This window comes from Spirosoma litoris, assembly GCF_054776755.1.
The window spans coordinates 171,563-188,362 of sequence record NZ_BAAHBI010000057.1 but is presented as its reverse complement, the minus strand read 5'-3'; the positions used below and the strand labels follow the sequence as shown (position 1 = coordinate 188,362).

Here is a 16,800-nt window from a genome sequence, read left to right as displayed (position 1 = left end):
ATAGGCTGCGGGGTGTTTCTTTGTTTCAGAGCTTATTTAAACTTGAGGTTCTGTACCCGCACGGCGTTTAAAATCGCCAGCATCGCTACGCCCACGTCGGCAAAAACGGCCTCCCACATGGTGGCTAATCCGCCCGCACCAAGTACTAGCACAATGGCTTTGACGACCATTGACATCGTGATGTTCTGCCAGACAATCCGGCGGGTTGCGCGGCCAATTTCAATGGCGATGGCAATTTTAGCCGGTTCGTCGTTCTGGATAATTACGTCGGCGGTTTCAATAGTGGCATCGGAACCGAGGCCACCCATCGCCATACCCACGTCAGCGAGGGCAACCACCGGCGCATCGTTCACCCCGTCGCCCACGAAAGCCAGCTTTGCTTTTGAATTACCGGCTAAATCAGCCTTGAGCCGTTCGACCTGAGCGACTTTATCTTCGGGTAGCAGATCGCCGTGCCACTCGTCTACGCCGACCTGTTTGGCAACAATCTCGACCACGGCTGCTTTGTCACCCGATAGCATCACCGTTCGGATGCCGTCCGCTTTCAACCGTTTTACCGCGTCGGCGGCATCGGGTTTTACCTCATCGGCAATGGTAAAGTATCCCGCAAATTTGCCGTCGATTGCGGTCATGACGATAGTGAACGGAATTTGGGTCAGGGCCTCGTCGAAGCTGACGTTAAACTTACGAAGCAGCTTGGCATTACCTGCCAGCATTTCTTTCCCTTCCACCATCCCTTTCAGGCCATGACCAGCAATTTCTTCAACCCCTTCAACTGATACCATTTCGTGGCCGGTATCTGCATGGTCAATGATTGCTGTAGCCACCGGGTGAGTCGATTTGCTTTCCAAAGCCGCCGTAAGCCGGGTTAATTCTTTCGCGTCGATGCCGCTAGGCTTTACCTCCTGGACCTTGAAGACGCCTTTGGTGAGTGTACCCGTCTTATCCATAACGACCGTTTTGAGCTGGGTTATCAGATCTAAAAATACGGACCCTTTAAATAGAATACCCTGTTTTGATCCAGCCCCAATGCCCCCGAAATAGCCCAGCGGAATGGAAATCACCAGCGCACAGGGACAGCCAATCACTAAAAACACCAGCCCCCGGTAGAGCCAGTCGGCAAAGCGGTAGTCTGTAACAAAAAAGTACGGAACTACTGTAATTAGCACCGCTAGCAAACAAATGATCGGCGTGTAAATCTTGGCGAAGCGGGCAATAAACTCTTGGGTCTGCGCTTTGCGGCCCGTCGCCTGCTGAACAAGCTTTAAAATTCGGGAGAGTTTGGAATCCTGGTAGGGCGTGGTTACGTCCATCTCCACCAGCGACTGCCGGTTGATCATACCCGCCAGCACAGCTTCTCCTTTCTCAATGGTGCGCGGAACGCTTTCACCCGTCAGAGCCGCCGTATCAAACGTACCCGTGGTTGAGCGCATTGTTCCATCTAATCCCACCTTTTCGCCCGGTTTGATTTGAATCACATCACCAATGGTCACCGTCGCAGCTTTGACTACCTGTGTTTGCCCGTTTTTAAGCACCGTTACCTCGTCGGGCCGCACATCGAGCAGAGCTTTGATCGAACGACGCGCCCGCAACACGGCTGCATCCTGAAATAATTCGCCGATGGTGTAGAACAGCATCACGGCGACACCTTCAGGATATTCGCGGATACCAAACGCGCCGAGCGTGGCCACGCCCATCAGAAAAAATTCGGTGAACACATCACCCCGGATACTACTGCTCCACGCCCGGCGCAGCACCGGCCAGCCAACGGGCAGGTAAGCTACTACGTACCAGATTAGTCGAACCGGGTCGCGGAACCAACTCAATTTGAAATAGTCCAGCGCAATGCCACCCAGCAGTAACACCAAACTGATTGCAGCCGGGGCATAGGTACGCCAAGTCTGATCAGGCCCTTTCTTGGCCGGGGCCGCGTCGGCCGCCGGAGTTGTTCCTTCTTCGATTAATTCGACGTCATCCTGTTCGTCGTGGTCATGCCCTTCATGGTCGTGATCGTGTGCCATAATTTATCAGAATTCGATGAAAAAATTAAATACAGCCAGCCCGACGAGCGTCAGGCCGGTAATCAGGTTTTCGTGATGCTCAAACCAGTGCGGGTTCACATAGCTTAACCCCCGGCGACCAATCGTCACCATCAGCAGCATTCCCGACAGGGTGATGCTATTGTAGATAAGAGCCACCAGCCCAACCGCTCCCCATCCTTTTGCCCCCGCGCTGAGAAAGTACGTTTCGATCTCCAGACAGGGCGACAGAAACATCGCCAGTCCTAGCGACAACAGTAGCGCCGAAAACGACCGGGCTTTCCGGGTGCCTTGGGCGTCGAGGTGATCATGTACGTGCCTGTGGCGCAGATGCTGCATTAGATACCATAAACCTAACGCCAGAAGCAGCAAGGGAATGGCCCGCTCCGACAGGTCGTGGTAATTCTCCGCCAACTGCCAGCCCGCCAGACTAACCAGCACCCCCAGCAGCGTCGTGCTGATGGTGTGAGCCAGTCCCGCAATGGCTGTTACGGTCAGTGTCTGCCGCAGGCTCCAGCGTTCCGTTTGGCCGATGGTCACAAACGGGAGCCAATGGCTAGGAATCAGGGCGTGTAGAAGACTCAGTGTCAAGCTACCAATAAAAAGTGCATCCATAGTTCTGCAACATTCGATAAGCGCAATGGTTGTTCAGTCGCGTTCTCGTCTCGCTGTGTAAAGCATTTGCCGGGAAATAGGGATAACGGCCTTCTTTTGCCCTATCGTCAAGACGGGCCTGCCTGCCTGACCAGGTACAGTGCCATTAGTCGGACGCCTGGTCAGTTTCGTCTGTTTCCTGACGATGCCGGACAAGATAGCCAGCCAATACAGACACCACCCCAGCAAGCCCAGCGTAAACGCGACCCCAATCACGAGCTCTATGATAAGAATAGTATGATACATGGTTTCTTTAAAGTATAAAATAAGTGGGCGATACGGTTGGTTGTCCGGCCATAGCCCCGCCCGTTAATTGGTTTAAACTCACTTCGATCCCATTAGCGATGGCCGTCATCGGCGTGTCGGTAGGCCGGATCTCAAACGGGTCCTGTAGTTGAATGGCACTTTTTTCGATTAAAAAGAAAGCGGACCTATCAGCGTTACGGAGGCCGCGTTGCCGCGCTCACTCAGGGTAAAAGCCGTCTCCCGCCTGATCGAAGCAAATGCCTTCTCCCAGCGGCCCGCAGCCGATCCGGTTTGTGAGGGGTGTTGGGTTTATTGATTAGTCTTGTGTTTGGTCATCGGTTACCTGAACTAGCAAGACCGTTTGACGGGGATTACCAGCGTTTCAATCAGCAGAATCAGGATGTGAATGATCTTGCCGTGAACTTCCTGAATCCGGTCGGCATAACCGAAGTGAGGCACGCGAATTTCAACGTCGGCCAGACCCGCCAGCTTGCCCCCGTCCTTGCCCGTCAGCAGAACAACCGACATGCCTTGCTGCCGGGCCGCTTCGACGGCCCATACCACATTGGCGGAATTGCCGCTTGTACTTAGGCCGAGCAGCACATCGCCCGGATGGCCCAAGCCTTCGATAAAGCGCGAAAACACGAACTCGTAGCCGTAATCGTTGCCTACGCAGGTCAGATGACTTACATCCGCAATGGCCAGACCCGCCAGACCTGAGCGGTCGTTACGGAAGCGGCCGGATAATTCCTCGGCGAAGTGCATGGCATCGCAGAGCGAACCGCCGTTGCCACAGCTAAGAATCATGTGTCCCCCGTTCAGAGCATCCGCCATAAGCCGGGCGGCTTTTTCAATCGCAGTCAGATTATTGTCATTGGCCATAAAGGCGCTGAGCACCGCCTGGGCTTCGCTCAGTTCTTGCTGGATTAGGTGCTGGATAGTCTTCATACAGAGTAGAACGGTTAATGGATGAATGGGCCAGCCTACAACAGACCGGAAACGGTGTTGATGGTCAGGGCAATGATGAGCGTATTAAACGCGAAGGACAAAACACCATGTAATAGGGTCAACCGCCGGAGCGGTTTGGCGGTAATGGCTACGTCAGAAACCTGAAACGTCATACCGACCACGAACGAATAGTAGGCGAAATCGACGTAATCGGGTGGCTCCTCACCGGGAAAGTCAAGACCACCTACCCGTTCCGTTTCGTCGGGGTTATAGTAGAGGTGAGCGTAATGCAGTGTAAAAATGCTATGCGTCAGCATCCATGAGCTAACCAAGGTCAGCCCGGACAGAATCACGTGCCGCGTCGCTTCGGAAGCTGATAGCCCCTTAACCGAACCCAGCAGAAAGACTACAGCCAGCAGACTGACCAAAGCTGCGCCCACCGTAAACAGAAAGATAGCCGGTCGGCTTTCATCTTCCTGCTGAGCCGTCTGCCGGGCATCGGCCCTGCCGATGATCAGCCAGATTAGTACCAGCACGGTCAGGGCGTAGGCCAGCCAGCCCAGCAGGAACCGGGCTTGCCAGGTCAAACTTCCTGCCGTCAGCAACCAAACTATACCACCGACAGTGAGGGCAATCAGGGACCGGGACAGGGCCGTTAGCCTGGGCTGGTATGATTTAGTTTTTTCCATAGTAGATATTAATTTATCCGTGGGATAGCTAATTTATTATCGTCAAACCACTGCCAGGCTGATTCTCTCTGGTCAAGTGAGAAGCTGCGAAGTTCCGCCCGGAAGACGGTTTGCATGACTGGCGTGATGAACGCTATATTGTCAGGTGTACCCACCAGCGCGATGCGGGCAAAATCCGCTGTGACCGTCAGGTCAAACTGCAAATCCCGCCAGAGCTGGTCTGGTTGCCAGCCCCGGAAATACTCCATCTCCCAATACAGCCGGGCTTCATCGGAACTGTGCAGCGTCGTATCCAGCAACGGACGGAGTTCATAGTAATCCTCCGCCGTAATTAAGTCAGCCACCCGAAGGGCCAGCCGACCAGGCTGGTTCAGTAGAATCTTGTACATAATCCACTAGTGATTTGGGACAAAAGCCATCAGGCGACCATGCCTAGGATTAAAAACAACAGGAAACCCGCAAAGAACGTAGCCGTCATCCAGGGCTTCTCCAGTCCTTCATGCGCTTCGACCAGCAGTTCTTCCGTGACCAGAAACAGCAGAGCCGCCAGTCCAAAGGACAAAACGATGTCCAGCCCCGTTTCGGGCAGGTTGTGCAGCAGCGTGCCCCCCCCCACCGTGCTGGCAAAAAACAGTACTGACAGGCTCAGCAAGAGCCGGATAATGCGGGACCGGGACACACCGTCTTCGGTCAGCGAAGTAGCCGTAGCCAGGCCCAACGATAGCACTTCGACACCCAGCGCAAAGGCCAACAGAATGCCTTCTTTTGCCCCGGCAGCAAAGCCGATCCCCAGTAGCAGCCCGTCGATGAAAATATCTACCCCGATGGCCAGCAGAAACGCTACGGGTAAGGAAGCGGCTTGCTGGGGGGCCGTACCATCCGAAGTCAGTGCGAGAGCCGGGTTTTCGGTCGTTTCCGGGGCGGATTCAGTGAACCGCCGAATCAACAGCATCAAGCCGATACCCGCGCTAAAGCCGATGACCGTCAGCAGGGGATCGTGCAGCCGTACTACGTCGGGCAGAATCTCAACCGCCACCACAGAAAAGACCACGCCAGCCGCAAAGTGCAGAATGGCCGAACGTACCTGAACCCCGAACGGGATAAACAGGGCCAGCAGCCCCCCGCCCGTCAGGGCAAGAGTTGGCAGCAGCGCATAAGTAATGATCTGTTGAAACAGAGGGGTCATAGCAGCATCAGGTAAGCACTTACTATAGGTTTCATCTCAGTCAGGATTTAGTGTGTAATACACCCGGATGGAGAAATCAAACGCTTCCCCGTGGGTTTCGATACCAAGAGTCAGGCTTTCCCAAACCGCAAACGTGCGCCCGATCCGGGCTTCGCCCGGTCTCTCCGGCAGCGTATAGGTATACACTTCCTCACTCCAAAGCACCAAACCCGATTCATCGGCAATAGATAACGACAGGGCCGGGTAGTGGTCAAAGCTTAGCTCATTTTCCGATACCAGCCGATCCACCCGCACGCTACGAATGGCATCGCGGGCGTGCAGGTGAACCTTGTTACCGGTTGGCGTGAGCAAGACCGAATCGGTTCGTTCCAGGCTGTTAGTGTCCATGTCCGCCTCCTTCATCGCCCCCAGCACTGGCCGACAGAATATCGTAGGCACCCGCCAAAACTACCTGCGCATCAGCCGCTACGTCCGTTGGCAGGGTTACGGCCCGGTAGCCGTTCTGGGCCGCGCCCGCCCGCACCGGCACGGGCCGGAAGCGGTAGTGAACCAGCCCTTCGTGGTCTTCTTTTCCCGCAAACACAAAAATCTGGCTGCTGTTGCCCGACTGCACCACCGCCGGTTCGGGCAGGGCCGGTTCGGTGGCCGCGCCCGTCTCGATAACGGCTTTAACAAACGTGCCGGGCCGTAACGTACCTACTGCCGGATTATCCAAACTCGCATAGACCTTCACTGTCCGGTCAGCATTGACTTCGCGGTTGATGAGTTTGATGCGTCCCGTGCGTTCGCCCGACGCACCGACCACCGAAAACCGCACCCGCTGCCCAACCTGCATCCTGGCCAGGTCGCCCTCGAACACCGTCAGTTCGGCCAGCAGACCAGCCGCGTTTGTCAGTTCAAACAGCACATCATTGGCCGCCACGTAGCTGCCCCGGTTCACGTTGACCTTCGTAAGCGTACCGCCAATGGGCGCACGGACGCTCATGGTGCGGGTGATGGTTTCGGGGGTCAGTTTGGCCGAGTTCAGGCCCAGGATAGCCAATTGCTGACGAAGTCCGCCCAGTCGCGCCCTGAGCGTACCTAACTGAGCCGTAGCCTGTTGCAGCGTTTTAAGTGCCCCTACGTTTTCCTTACTCAGCTCACGCTGCCGCTCGTATTCCTGCTGCTGATACGTTAGCTGGCTCTGCGTTTCCAGATACTCCTGCTGGATGCGGATAAACTCCGGATTTTCCAGCACGGCCAGCGTTTGTCCCTGCCGAACGGGCGTACCGGCTAACAGATTCGCCGATTTAAGAATACCGCCGTAGGGCGACGATACGGACACCTGCTGACCGGGCGGCACCGTCAGCGAACCGTTGACGCGGATCAACTGGCTCATTTGCCGCTGCTCCAGGCGACCCAGCTTCACGCCAACGGTCTGGTACTGGGCTTCGGTCAGTTCGATCAAACCTGCTTCCTCTTCTTCGGCACCCTCGGCGGGTTGCCCGGTCTTTGGTTCGGCTTCGTGACTGCCCGCTGCTTTGGTGGTTACGTCTTTAGCAGCCCCGCCTTTGGTGGCCCCGTCGGATGATTTCTTACAGCCCGTTATGGTCAGCAACGAAAGTAGCAGAATAGCGCTGATAATCAGATGGATTTGTTTCATTAGTCGATTCGTCCCAACAGAAAGTCGAGGTTGATTAAGGTTTGATTTAAGTCATTGAGAGCCGCTAAGTAGCCGGTCTGAATCTCGCTGACGGTTCTGAGGTTTTGTAACAGTTCGACGTATCCGATTTCGCCCGCTCGGTAAGCTTTGGTGACCTGCTCCCGAATCAGTGTCGCCTGGGGCAGGGCCGATTCGCGGTAATAGGCCAAGGCCTGCCGGTCTTTCTGGTAAGTCTGTATCGTGGTAGCTACCTCGCCTGCCAGGCTACGCTCGCGGGCCGTGCGCTGGGCCTCAGCGCGTTGCTGACCGATGCGGGCCGCTGCTACGCGGGCTTTAAGCGGTTTGGTAAACAGGGGAATCGAGACGCCAACCTGCCCGTAGGTGAAGCGGTTGCCGAAACCGTAGAAACGATCACCGGCCCCGTCAGGCAAGGTCTGAAACCCCTGTAACGACTGGTTGGTGAGACCCACCGTGAAGTCGGGTTTAAGCCGGGCGGCTTCCACGTCGGTTTCGCGCCGGGCCACCTCGATCTGATCACCCAACAGGGCCAGTTCGGGATTTTGCGCCAGCATTGACGAGTCAACAATGGGCAGGATGCGCTCGGTCAACGGCACATCGGGAACGGTTGGCGAGGCAGAACTGGCCAGTAGCGTTTGCAACTGCCGGGCTAGAATTTGCGCGTCCAAGGCGTTTTGGTTCAGAGCCGTTTGGGCCTGTCGGCGTTGCACCTCGGCGGCTGTCTGTTCCAATAGCGTCCCTTCTCCCGTGCGCCGACGTACCTCGGCCCCCCGCGCAATGGCCGCAAATAAACTATCCTGGCTACGCAAGAAACCAGCCTGCGACTGCACGTACCAAAGTTGGTAGTAGGTCGCCTTCACCTGCCTGGCCAAATCGGCGCGGGTCAGGCGGCCTTCGGCTTCGGCCCCGGCGGTGCGGGCATCGGCCAGTGAGCGCAGCCCCCGCACTAAGACCGGGCTGGGCAACCGCTGACCGATGGTAAACGATTGGTCGATGTAGCGGCTGTTATACTGGCCGAAGGTGGTGGAAATATCAGTTTTGCCCACGTCGCCCGCCGTGGCCCGCAGACTTTGCTGGTAGCCTACATTGAGTTGCGACACCCGCAGTTGAGGGTTGTTACTGCCTGCCTGTTGCAGTGCCTGCGCTAAGGAAAGACTGCCCCCGTTGCCCGTCTGGGTCTGATTTGGTCGGGCCACGCTTGGCTGGGCTGTAACCTGTGCCTGTGTCGCTATAGCCCATAAAGGGCTCAGGCCAATCAACCCGAACAGCAGCCAGTTGGCCACTGAAACCGCCACCGGTTTTGCGTCAGGTTTAGGCTGACCGAATTTCTTGCCGAACCGCCGTTCAATCATCACGTACAGCACCGGCAACACAAACAGTGTCAGCAGCGTAGCCGTAATCAGCCCGCCAATGACCACCGTGGCTAACGGCTTTTGCACTTCTGCTCCCGCCGAACTTGATAAAGCCATGGGCAGAAAGCCCAGCGAAGCAACTGTCGCCGTCATCAGCACAGGCCGCAGCCGCACGGCCGTTCCGGCATAAATCACCTTGACCAAATTGGTTTCGCCCGCCAGCCGCAGCCGGTTGAACTCGCCGATGAGCACGATACCGTTCAGCACCGCCACCCCGAAGAGAGCGATGAATCCCACGCCCGCCGAGATGCTGAACGGCATACCGCGCAGCCACAGGGCCAGAATGCCCCCGATAGCCGCAAGGGGGATAGCCGAGAAAATCAGCAGTGATTGCCGGGCCGAGCCGAACGTGAGAAACAACAGCCCGAAGATCAGAGCTAAGGACACCGGCACGGCGATGGAGAGCCGGGCGCGGGCTTCGATAAGGTTCTCGAATTGCCCCCCGTAGGTGACGTAATAGCCGGTCGGAAACTTGATCTGGCCAATTATTTTTTGCTGGAGTTCCAGCACCACGCTCTCTACGTCACGTCCCCGCACGTTGAAGGCGACGGTGAGTCGCCGTTTGGCATCCTCACGCTGAATCTGATTGGGTCCTGGCCGCAGTTCCACACTGGCCAACTGCGAGAGCGGCACCGCCGGGCCATCAGGCACGGGGATGGTCAGGTTACGCACGTCTTCGATGCTGCTTCGCCCGCTCTGGGCCAGCCGCACGGTGAGGTCAAACCGCCGTTCGCCTTCGTAAACCAGGCCCGCGCTTTGGCCCGCAAAAGCCGCCGACACGGTCTGGTTCACCTCGTCCACGCTCAGGCCATAGCGGGCCAGGGCCTCGCGGTCTACCTGCACCACAATCTGGGGCAAACCCGACACCTGCTCCACGTACACATCCGTTGCCCCCGACACCTTACTGACCAGGCCATTGACCTGCCCCGCCAGCCGGGTGAGTTCGGCCAGGTCTTCACCAAAAATCTTGATGGCTACGTCCTGTTTGGCTCCTGAGATCAGTTCATTGAAACGCATCTGAATGGGTTGCTGAAAGCCAAACTCCACCCCTGGAATGACTTTAAGGGCTTCGGCCATTTTCGTCGCTAATTCGTTCTGGCTGGTTGCCGAAGTCCACTCAGCCTGAGGTCTAAGGATCACCATCAAATCGGTTGCTTCGATGGGCATGGGATCGGTAGGGATCTCGCCCGCGCCGGTTTTACCGATCACCTCGCGCACTTCGGGAAACTGTTTCTTCAGCAATGCACTGGCCTGCAACACCTTGTCGATGGTCTGGCTCAGTGAACTGCCCGTGCGCACCCGGACTTCCACGGCGAAATCACCCTCGTTAAGGTTGGGAATAAATTCGCCCCCCAGCGAGGTAAAGAGCCAAACCGCTCCCACTAACAGCGCGACTGACATCCCCAGTACCAGGGCTTTCATCCGCATGACTCCGCGCAAAGCGGGTTCGTATCCCCGGTGGAAAAAGGCCATCATCCGGTCGGAAATCGTTTGTTTATGGGCTAAATTTTTGCTCAGAAACAGGGCCGACATCATCGGTACATAAGTCAGCGAAAGAATGAACGCGCCCGCAATAGCAAAGGCCACCACCTGCGCCATCGGCCCAAACATTTTGCCCTCAATCCCGACTAAGGCCAAAATCGGCAGGTAAACGATCAGGATAATGACCTCGCCAAAAGCGGCCGAGTCCCGTATCCGGCTCGCGGATTCATAGACTTCCTCGTCCATCTGTTCCTGGGTGAGCCGTGATAATTTGATGAGTCCCAGATGATGCAGCGATGCTTCCACGATGATCACCGCGCCGTCCACGATCAGGCCGAAGTCGATGGCACCGAGGCTCATCAGGTTGCCCGACACGCCAAAGAAGTTCATCAGGCTGATGGCAAAAAGCATAGCCAGCGGAATCACCGACGCGACAATCAACCCCGCCCGCAGATTGCCCAAAAACAGGATTAGCACGAAAATAACAATCAACGCGCCTTCGATGAGGTTTTTGGTGACGGTGCCGATGGCCCGACCCACCAGTTCAGAGCGGTCCAGAAAGGCGTGCACGTCCACGCCTTCGGGCAGCGTCCGCCGAATCTGTTCCATTCTCGTTTTTACCTTCCCGATCACCGTATTGGCGTTTTCGCCCTTGAGCATCAGCACCAATGCGCCCACCGCTTCGCCCTCCCCGTTGCGGGTCAGGGCACCGTAGCGCACCGCCGACCCAAACTGCACGGTAGCCACGTCGCGAATCAGCACCGGAGTACGGCCCTCCGTGCGCCGAACCACTATCCGGCCGATATCATCCAGGTTGGTCACCAAGCCTTCGGTACGGATGAAGTAGGCATTGGGCTTTTTGTCGATATAGGCACCGCCTGTGTTCTGGTTGTTGCGCGAAAGGGCCGTAAACAAATCGCCGATGCTTAGTCCGTAAGAACGTAGCCGATCCGGGTCGATGGCAATTTCGTATTGCTTGAGCAAACCCCCGAAACTGCTCACATCGGCTACGCCGGGCGTACCCAGCAATTGCCGCCGCACGACCCAATCCTGAATGGAGCGCAGTTCGGTAGGCGAGTAGCGCTTCTCAAAGCCGGGTTTGGCGTAAATCACGTATTGGTAAATTTCACCAAGACCCGTCGAAACGGGGCCGATGGCGGGTTCACCGGTGCCAGCAGGAATCTGGCTGCGGGCTTCGTTCAGGCGTTCGCTGATTTGCTGCCGCGCCCAATAGACATCGGTTTTATCGGTAAAAACAATAGTGACGACTGACAGTCCGAAGCGCGATAGTGAGCGAATCTCGACGATATCGGGAATGGTGGCCATCGTTTGCTCGATGGGAAAAGTAACGAGCCGCTCGATTTCCTGAGCCGCCAGTGCAGGGCTTCGGGTAATGACCTGCACCTGGTTGTTGGTGATGTCGGGCAGGGCATCAATGGGCAATCGGGTCAGCGAATAACCACCCCACACGATGAGCGCGAGGGTAAAGAGCCCGATAATGAGCTTATTCTGAATAGAAAATCGGATGATGCGATCCAGCATAATCGTGTCTGAACTAATGGACAATAGGAAGATGCCGAATGCACACAAACCGCCTACTTACGCCTTATAAGGGCATAGTAAAGCAGTCCATCGCAAACGGCGAGGGTGTTCAGACCCGAAGTTGAGGGGGTTGCCAGATGGCAGTAATCGGATCGAACGGATGATCCGAAGCGTAGCCAAACGCGGCTACGGCAATTGATACGATCTTGACCGAATGAGTGGGTGAGTACTGGAATCGGGGCGAAATGGTAATGGTAGCAGCACAGCAGGCGCAGGTACAAAAAGGAGTGCAGGCATCATGCTCGTGATGATGGCCGGTATTCGACTCCGTAATCGAGGCCGACAGAATCATAGCTATCCCTGACTCCCCAACAGGGATCAGCGGCATATCTGCACAGGGCCAAAGAGACAAACCCAGGAGATAAACGGACAATATGAGGGTAAACCACTTCACAACCCCAAAGGTACGGTAAAAGTTTATGCAACAGGTAGTCAAAAAGGAAACCCGTACGCTACATTAAGTTGGACAGATAGTGAACTATTCGACGCGAATCGAGAAGGAACTTTCTCAAAAAAGGAGCTTGGCTGTTGCACAACTTTGCCAGTGCATAAAATACCTGGATAGGTTGAGTTTTTGTATCTTCAGTCATGCAAGGAAGAAAACACGACCGCGAGAAAATCATCACCCCTTTCCAGCTTTCCAGCCGCATCCCCAAAGATAATTTCTACCGTCGGCTGAAGGAGACTCTCGATCTGAGGTTCTTGTATGAACATACTAAAGCCTGTTATGGCTCAACTGGCAATCCATCGATTGACCCCGTGGTCTTCTTCAAGTTCATGCTCATTGGCTATCTGGAGAATATCAATTCTGATAGAAAAGCTGATTGAGCATTGCTCCATGCGCATGGATATGCTGTATTTCCTGGGCTACAACATTGATGAGTCACTTCCTTGGCACTCCACTCTGAGCCGGACCCGCCAACTTTATCCAGAATCACTTTTTGAGTTACTATTTAATAAAGTATTCAGCTTATGTGTGGCCCACAATATGACCGGCTGCGGTAGCCGGTCGGCGGATCGCTATCGACTCGGCTCCTGTCAAAGCGAACGCGTCGATGGAAACACTCTTAGAAAAACAGCCCCAGCGATCTGGGCCCAAATTACTACCCCAAGCTGAAGATCAAAACGGACCAGTACATTCGACCCTCTAAACTCAGCTCCCGTCAGACAGCCTCGGTAATCTCGGCTGCCGATCATCAGTTAAGAAGACTAGCCAAGCGCCAGCAGAATCTGCAAAGTGCGCCCACTACCCTGGGGGCTGGTAACGAAAAGGCAAAGTTACTGAGCAACCGCAACGGCGGACCGTAAAACTCATTACAGTCCTACCGACCCCGATGCCCGCATCTCCATCAAGCCGGGTAAAGCCCGCAAACTCAATTATAATTGTAGTCTGGCAGTTGATACCGCTGAAGGCGTCATTAGTAATGTGCAGGCCGATTTTGCCGATGGTCGAGACAGCCTGTGCTTACCTGATATTACGCTGAAACTTCAGCAACGGTTAGCCGCCAATGAGCTGCGCTTAGAAGAGCTACTGGCTGATACAGGATACTCCAATGGCGGTAACTACGCCTTACTGGAGGGGTGGAAAATTACGGACGGTCCGCCGTTGCGGATGGATACCTGTTTTTGGCAAGTACAAGCTACAGATCGAAGGCTTTCCTTATGATCCTGAAGGCGATTACTTTACTTGTTCCGCTGGCAAGCGACTGCCTTTCAAGACCTTTGCCACCCATGCTGAAACTGGTTTGTTGAAAGTTTACCGGGCAGATTACCAGGATTGCAAACCGTGTCCCCTCAAACCCACTTGTGTCCCCAAAAGCCAATGCCGACAATTTATCCGGACGGCCTATGACCCCTTCTACCGTCGAGCCTTGGAGCGCCAGTAAAGTCGGCGGGGCAAGCGCATGAAAAAGCTTCGTCAACGGACGGTGGAACCTGTCTTATGTAGTCTGTTGGAGTACAATGGGTTACGCAAGATAAATGTACGGGGTAAGGCTGGGGCTCACAAAGTGATGCTGATGGCCGCAATTGCCTTCAATCTGAAGAAGTGTATGAAGTTCACTATCAAGTCCACTGTCAGCCAGGCCATAGCCTTAAAGGTGAACTGGTCATTGTCTTCTCAAGACACTTACTTAGGCTTTTGCCTGCTTTTTCTCAACTAATAAGGGCAGAAGGTGGTAGAAAATCTGATTCGCCATTTCAGACGCTGGAAAATCGTTGTGGGAAGCAGAGTTGTGCAACAGCCACGTGCGATTAAGGAGACACTTGGATGACTGATTAAGTCATAAGATACACAGTCGGGCGAGCGATTACTTATAAATTCCACACGAATAGCAAATTAATCGTAACTTTACGATGAAACCAATTTCGTGTTTGGAGATAACAATATATAACGCTGTACTATGAAGCTTTTCAGCCTATTACCATTATGGTTACTAACTACAACCGCTATTTTCTTGAGCAATGATCCCGACAAAAAAGTGGTATTGAATGGCTCTATAACGACCTACATCAACGGCATTAAGCAGGACTTTTCAAAAATACCCCAAGACCGCAAGACTGAATTGGACAAAATTGCGGAGTTTGTTCAACTCAAAGTCAACACTCAAGAGACTGTCCAACTAATTTACATCTGTACCCATAATTCCCGACGCAGTCATTTCGGCCAACTATGGGCAGCCACAGCCGCTGCTTATTATGGCGTTCCAGGCGTAAAAAGCTTCTCAGGTGGAACAGAAGTTAGTGCCTTCAATGAACGGGCAATAGCTGCCTGCAAAAGAGCGGGATTTGATATTAGCGAAGCATCAGAAGGACCGAACCCAATGTATGCTATTACTTACGCATCTGGTGCAGAACCCATTAAGGCGTTCTCCAAGAAATACGATGATGCCAGTAATCCCCAGAGCAATTTCCTGGCGATCATGACTTGCTCACAAGCCGATAAAGCATGTCCCATTGTGAAAGGCGCAGCCCTGCGGGTAGCGACGTCCTATGACGATCCCAAAGCTTTTGATGGCACACCCCAGGAAACCGCTAAATATGACGAGCGGTGCAAGCAAATTGCCACGGAAACCTTTTATGTTTTTTCCAAAGTAAAGATGAACCTTTAACCGGCTTATAGATTTTATCCATCGCAATATTGCAATGAATAAAAAACCTGTTACCTTTGGGACATGGGACTTACCAAAACCGAAATATTCACCGAGGAACAAAACCGCATTGCGGATCTGGCAAAGGCATTTGCTCATCCGGCACGGGTAGCCATTCTACAATTGCTGGTGGACAGGAAAGCGTGCGTCTGCGGTGATCTGGTGGACGAGCTGAATTTGGCCCAGGCAACCGTTTCACAACACCTAAAAGAACTAAAACGCATTGGCATCATTCAGGGCGAAATCAACCCGCCCCGCGTGTGCTATTGCATTAATCCCCCCGTATGGGATGAAGCTCAACGCGCATTCGGAGAATTGTTTGATACGTTTGTACCAGTGACCTGCTGCTGAAATCAGCGGGTATTTTTTTGCCTGAATCAATCGTAATATTACATTATACCAATAGGAAAACATATGGAAACCGCCGAGCAAATCAAAGAAGTCGTGCGCCAGAAATACGGCGCAATTGCCGAACAACCGACCGTCGGCCCGGCCGATACCAATGGCTGTTGGGGACCCACCTCCTGCTGTGGGCCTGAAACGGTCGCCAGCGTGCCCATTGATATGACCGTGAGCTATGACGAGCTGAACGGCTACGTCGCCGAAGCCGATTTGGGATTGGGTTGCGGCCTGCCTACGCAATTCGTGCAGATCAAACCCGGTGACACCGTAGTGGATCTTGGATCGGGCGCAGGCAATGACTGCTTTGTGGCCCGTGCCGAAACCGGCGAAACGGGTCGCGTGATCGGCCTGGATATGACCCCGGCCATGATCGACCGTGCCCGCAAAAACACCAAGACGCTCGGATTTACCAATGTCGAATTTGTCTATGGCGACATCGAGGACATGCCGTTACCGAGCAATTTGGCCGACGTTGTGGTGAGTAACTGCGTGATGAACCTGGTCCCCGACAAACAAAAAGCCGTTGGCGAAACCTTCCGCATTTTGAAGCCCGGTGGTCATTTCAGCATCTCCGATATCGTGCTGAAAGGTGAGCTGCCCGCAGGCTTGCAACAGGACGCCGAACTCTATGTGGGTTGTGTATCGGGTGCCATCCAGAAGAACGAGTATTTGCAGCTCATCCAGGAGAACGGTTTTACCAACATCATCGTGCAGAAAGAGCGCGAAATTTCTTTGCCCGATGAGGTGCTGAAAAACTATCTGTCGGCGGAAGAAATCGCCGATTATCGCCATCAAGACAAAGGTATTTATAGCGTCACCGTATTTGCCCAGAAGCCCGAAGAAGCGGCCCCAGCGGCCTGCTGCCCTCCCGGTTGCTGCAACTAAACCCAACTACAAAACAGCCATGAAAAAAATCCTAGTGCTTTGCACGGGCAATTCCGCCCGTTCGCAGATGGCCGAAGGCTATTTGCAGCATTTCGCAGGCGACCGCGCCCAAGTCTATAGCGCGGGTGTTGCTCCGCACGGCGTCAATCCGTTGGCCATTCAAGTAATGGCCGAAGACGGCATCGACATTTCGCATCATACCTCGAATCACGCCGATGAGTATGTGCAAATCCCGTTCGATTACGTCATCACCGTGTGTGACAATGCCCGCGAACAATGTCCGTATTTTCCCACAGCGGGCGAAATGATCCATCACAGTTTCCCCGATCCAGGGCACACACCAGGCGAGGATAAATTGACTTCCTTTCGCCGGGTGCGGGATCTGATCAAAACCTACAGTCAGGAATTCATCGAAAGTCGGTTGGGTGAACCTGTTCCGCAATAAG

At 54.4% G+C, this 16,800-nt stretch carries 19 protein-coding genes; 8 read left to right on the top strand and 11 right to left on the bottom strand.

Annotation, left to right across the window (positions count from 1 at the left end):
* Positions 1 to 32: 32 nt before the first annotated feature.
* From ACYVGR_RS30405 to ACYVGR_RS30355, 11 genes are all read right to left on the bottom strand, one after another.
* The gene (locus tag ACYVGR_RS30405) at positions 33 to 2,021 is read right to left on the bottom strand and encodes a heavy metal translocating P-type ATPase (RefSeq protein ID WP_460963732.1); all 1,989 of its coding nucleotides are present in this window, start codon (positions 2,019 to 2,021) and stop codon (positions 33 to 35) included.
* 6 nt (positions 2,022 to 2,027) lie between these two features.
* Entirely contained in the window at positions 2,028 to 2,654 is a 627-nt protein-coding gene (locus ACYVGR_RS30400; RefSeq protein WP_460963731.1) for a hypothetical protein, read from the bottom strand.
* A 33-nt stretch (positions 2,655 to 2,687) separates the two neighbouring features.
* A complete protein-coding gene (locus ACYVGR_RS30395) occupies positions 2,688 to 2,939 on the bottom strand; it encodes a hypothetical protein (RefSeq protein ID WP_460963730.1) in 252 nt (83 codons plus the stop codon).
* Positions 2,940 to 3,287: 348 nt separating this feature from the next.
* Positions 3,288 to 3,887, bottom strand: a complete 600-nt coding sequence (gene lpcA / locus ACYVGR_RS30390; RefSeq protein WP_460963729.1) for a D-sedoheptulose 7-phosphate isomerase — start codon at positions 3,885 to 3,887, stop codon at positions 3,288 to 3,290.
* 35 nt (positions 3,888 to 3,922) lie between these two features.
* Positions 3,923 to 4,576 carry a DUF1345 domain-containing protein gene (locus ACYVGR_RS30385; RefSeq protein WP_460963728.1) on the bottom strand — a complete coding sequence of 218 codons (654 nt, stop codon included), beginning with the start codon at positions 4,574 to 4,576 and terminating at the stop codon, positions 3,923 to 3,925.
* Positions 4,577 to 4,584: 8 nt separating this feature from the next.
* A complete protein-coding gene (locus tag ACYVGR_RS30380; RefSeq protein WP_460963727.1) occupies positions 4,585 to 4,965 on the bottom strand; it encodes a SpoIIAA family protein in 381 nt (126 codons plus the stop codon).
* 29 nt (positions 4,966 to 4,994) lie between these two features.
* Positions 4,995 to 5,762, bottom strand: coding sequence for a ZIP family metal transporter (locus ACYVGR_RS30375; protein WP_460963726.1), 768 nt, complete (start codon positions 5,760 to 5,762; stop codon positions 4,995 to 4,997).
* 36 nt (positions 5,763 to 5,798) lie between these two features.
* Complete coding sequence (locus ACYVGR_RS30370) at positions 5,799 to 6,149, bottom strand: hypothetical protein (protein ID WP_460963725.1); 351 nt, start codon at positions 6,147 to 6,149, stop codon at positions 5,799 to 5,801.
* Entirely contained in the window at positions 6,139 to 7,404 is a 1,266-nt protein-coding gene (locus ACYVGR_RS30365) for an efflux RND transporter periplasmic adaptor subunit (RefSeq protein ID WP_460963724.1), read from the bottom strand. The genes ACYVGR_RS30370 and ACYVGR_RS30365 overlap by 11 nt, the downstream gene beginning before the upstream one ends.
* Positions 7,404 to 11,858, bottom strand: a complete 4,455-nt coding sequence (locus ACYVGR_RS30360; RefSeq protein ID WP_460963723.1) for a CusA/CzcA family heavy metal efflux RND transporter — start codon at positions 11,856 to 11,858, stop codon at positions 7,404 to 7,406. Before ACYVGR_RS30360 ends, ACYVGR_RS30365 begins: the two co-directional genes overlap by 1 nt.
* Positions 11,859 to 11,967: 109 nt before the next feature.
* Positions 11,968 to 12,246, bottom strand: a complete 279-nt coding sequence (locus tag ACYVGR_RS30355; RefSeq protein ID WP_460963722.1) for a DUF6660 family protein — start codon at positions 12,244 to 12,246, stop codon at positions 11,968 to 11,970.
* Positions 12,247 to 12,506: 260 nt separating this feature from the next.
* Here ACYVGR_RS30355 and ACYVGR_RS30350 point away from each other — a divergent pair, with 260 nt between their 5' ends.
* From ACYVGR_RS30350 to ACYVGR_RS30315, 8 genes are all read left to right on the top strand, one after another.
* The gene (locus ACYVGR_RS30350) at positions 12,507 to 12,746 is read left to right on the top strand and encodes a transposase (RefSeq protein WP_460963721.1); all 240 of its coding nucleotides are present in this window, start codon (positions 12,507 to 12,509) and stop codon (positions 12,744 to 12,746) included.
* Complete coding sequence (locus ACYVGR_RS30345) at positions 12,646 to 13,035, top strand: transposase (RefSeq protein WP_460963720.1); 390 nt, start codon at positions 12,646 to 12,648, stop codon at positions 13,033 to 13,035. The genes ACYVGR_RS30350 and ACYVGR_RS30345 overlap by 101 nt, the downstream gene beginning before the upstream one ends.
* Before the next feature lie 309 nt (positions 13,036 to 13,344).
* Positions 13,345 to 13,584, top strand: coding sequence for a hypothetical protein (locus ACYVGR_RS30340; RefSeq protein WP_460963719.1), 240 nt, complete (start codon positions 13,345 to 13,347; stop codon positions 13,582 to 13,584).
* 238 nt (positions 13,585 to 13,822) lie between these two features.
* The gene (locus ACYVGR_RS30335; protein WP_460963718.1) at positions 13,823 to 14,080 is read left to right on the top strand and encodes a transposase; all 258 of its coding nucleotides are present in this window, start codon (positions 13,823 to 13,825) and stop codon (positions 14,078 to 14,080) included.
* A 240-nt stretch (positions 14,081 to 14,320) separates the two neighbouring features.
* Positions 14,321 to 15,028: a low molecular weight phosphatase family protein gene (locus ACYVGR_RS30330; protein ID WP_460963717.1), complete on the top strand. Its 708-nt coding sequence runs from the start codon at positions 14,321 to 14,323 to the stop codon at positions 15,026 to 15,028.
* A gap of 63 nt (positions 15,029 to 15,091) precedes the next feature.
* Complete coding sequence (locus tag ACYVGR_RS30325; RefSeq protein WP_460963716.1) at positions 15,092 to 15,418, top strand: ArsR/SmtB family transcription factor; 327 nt, start codon at positions 15,092 to 15,094, stop codon at positions 15,416 to 15,418.
* 63 nt (positions 15,419 to 15,481) lie between these two features.
* Complete coding sequence (locus ACYVGR_RS30320) at positions 15,482 to 16,354, top strand: arsenite methyltransferase (RefSeq protein ID WP_460963715.1); 873 nt, start codon at positions 15,482 to 15,484, stop codon at positions 16,352 to 16,354.
* Positions 16,355 to 16,373: 19 nt separating this feature from the next.
* Complete coding sequence (locus ACYVGR_RS30315; RefSeq protein WP_182462309.1) at positions 16,374 to 16,799, top strand: arsenate reductase ArsC; 426 nt, start codon at positions 16,374 to 16,376, stop codon at positions 16,797 to 16,799.
* Position 16,800 lies beyond the last annotated feature (1 nt).

Coding starts and splice junctions, on each gene's coding strand:
- ACYVGR_RS30405 (WP_460963732.1), bottom strand. CDS start 2,021: ATGGCACACGATCACGACCATGAAGGGCATGACCACGACGAACAGGAT.
- ACYVGR_RS30400 (WP_460963731.1), bottom strand. CDS start 2,654: ATGGATGCACTTTTTATTGGTAGCTTGACACTGAGTCTTCTACACGCC.
- ACYVGR_RS30395 (WP_460963730.1), bottom strand. CDS start 2,939: ATGTATCATACTATTCTTATCATAGAGCTCGTGATTGGGGTCGCGTTT.
- lpcA (WP_460963729.1), bottom strand. CDS start 3,887: ATGAAGACTATCCAGCACCTAATCCAGCAAGAACTGAGCGAAGCCCAG.
- ACYVGR_RS30385 (WP_460963728.1), bottom strand. CDS start 4,576: ATGGAAAAAACTAAATCATACCAGCCCAGGCTAACGGCCCTGTCCCGG.
- ACYVGR_RS30380 (WP_460963727.1), bottom strand. CDS start 4,965: ATGTACAAGATTCTACTGAACCAGCCTGGTCGGCTGGCCCTTCGGGTG.
- ACYVGR_RS30375 (WP_460963726.1), bottom strand. CDS start 5,762: ATGACCCCTCTGTTTCAACAGATCATTACTTATGCGCTGCTGCCAACT.
- ACYVGR_RS30370 (WP_460963725.1), bottom strand. CDS start 6,149: ATGGACACTAACAGCCTGGAACGAACCGATTCGGTCTTGCTCACGCCA.
- ACYVGR_RS30365 (WP_460963724.1), bottom strand. CDS start 7,404: ATGAAACAAATCCATCTGATTATCAGCGCTATTCTGCTACTTTCGTTG.
- ACYVGR_RS30360 (WP_460963723.1), bottom strand. CDS start 11,858: ATGCTGGATCGCATCATCCGATTTTCTATTCAGAATAAGCTCATTATC.
- ACYVGR_RS30355 (WP_460963722.1), bottom strand. CDS start 12,246: ATGCCGCTGATCCCTGTTGGGGAGTCAGGGATAGCTATGATTCTGTCG.
- ACYVGR_RS30350 (WP_460963721.1), top strand. CDS start 12,507: ATGCAAGGAAGAAAACACGACCGCGAGAAAATCATCACCCCTTTCCAG.
- ACYVGR_RS30345 (WP_460963720.1), top strand. CDS start 12,646: ATGGCTCAACTGGCAATCCATCGATTGACCCCGTGGTCTTCTTCAAGT.
- ACYVGR_RS30335 (WP_460963718.1), top strand. CDS start 13,823: ATGAAAAAGCTTCGTCAACGGACGGTGGAACCTGTCTTATGTAGTCTG.
- ACYVGR_RS30330 (WP_460963717.1), top strand. CDS start 14,321: ATGAAGCTTTTCAGCCTATTACCATTATGGTTACTAACTACAACCGCT.
- ACYVGR_RS30325 (WP_460963716.1), top strand. CDS start 15,092: ATGGGACTTACCAAAACCGAAATATTCACCGAGGAACAAAACCGCATT.
- ACYVGR_RS30320 (WP_460963715.1), top strand. CDS start 15,482: ATGGAAACCGCCGAGCAAATCAAAGAAGTCGTGCGCCAGAAATACGGC.
- ACYVGR_RS30315 (WP_182462309.1), top strand. CDS start 16,374: ATGAAAAAAATCCTAGTGCTTTGCACGGGCAATTCCGCCCGTTCGCAG.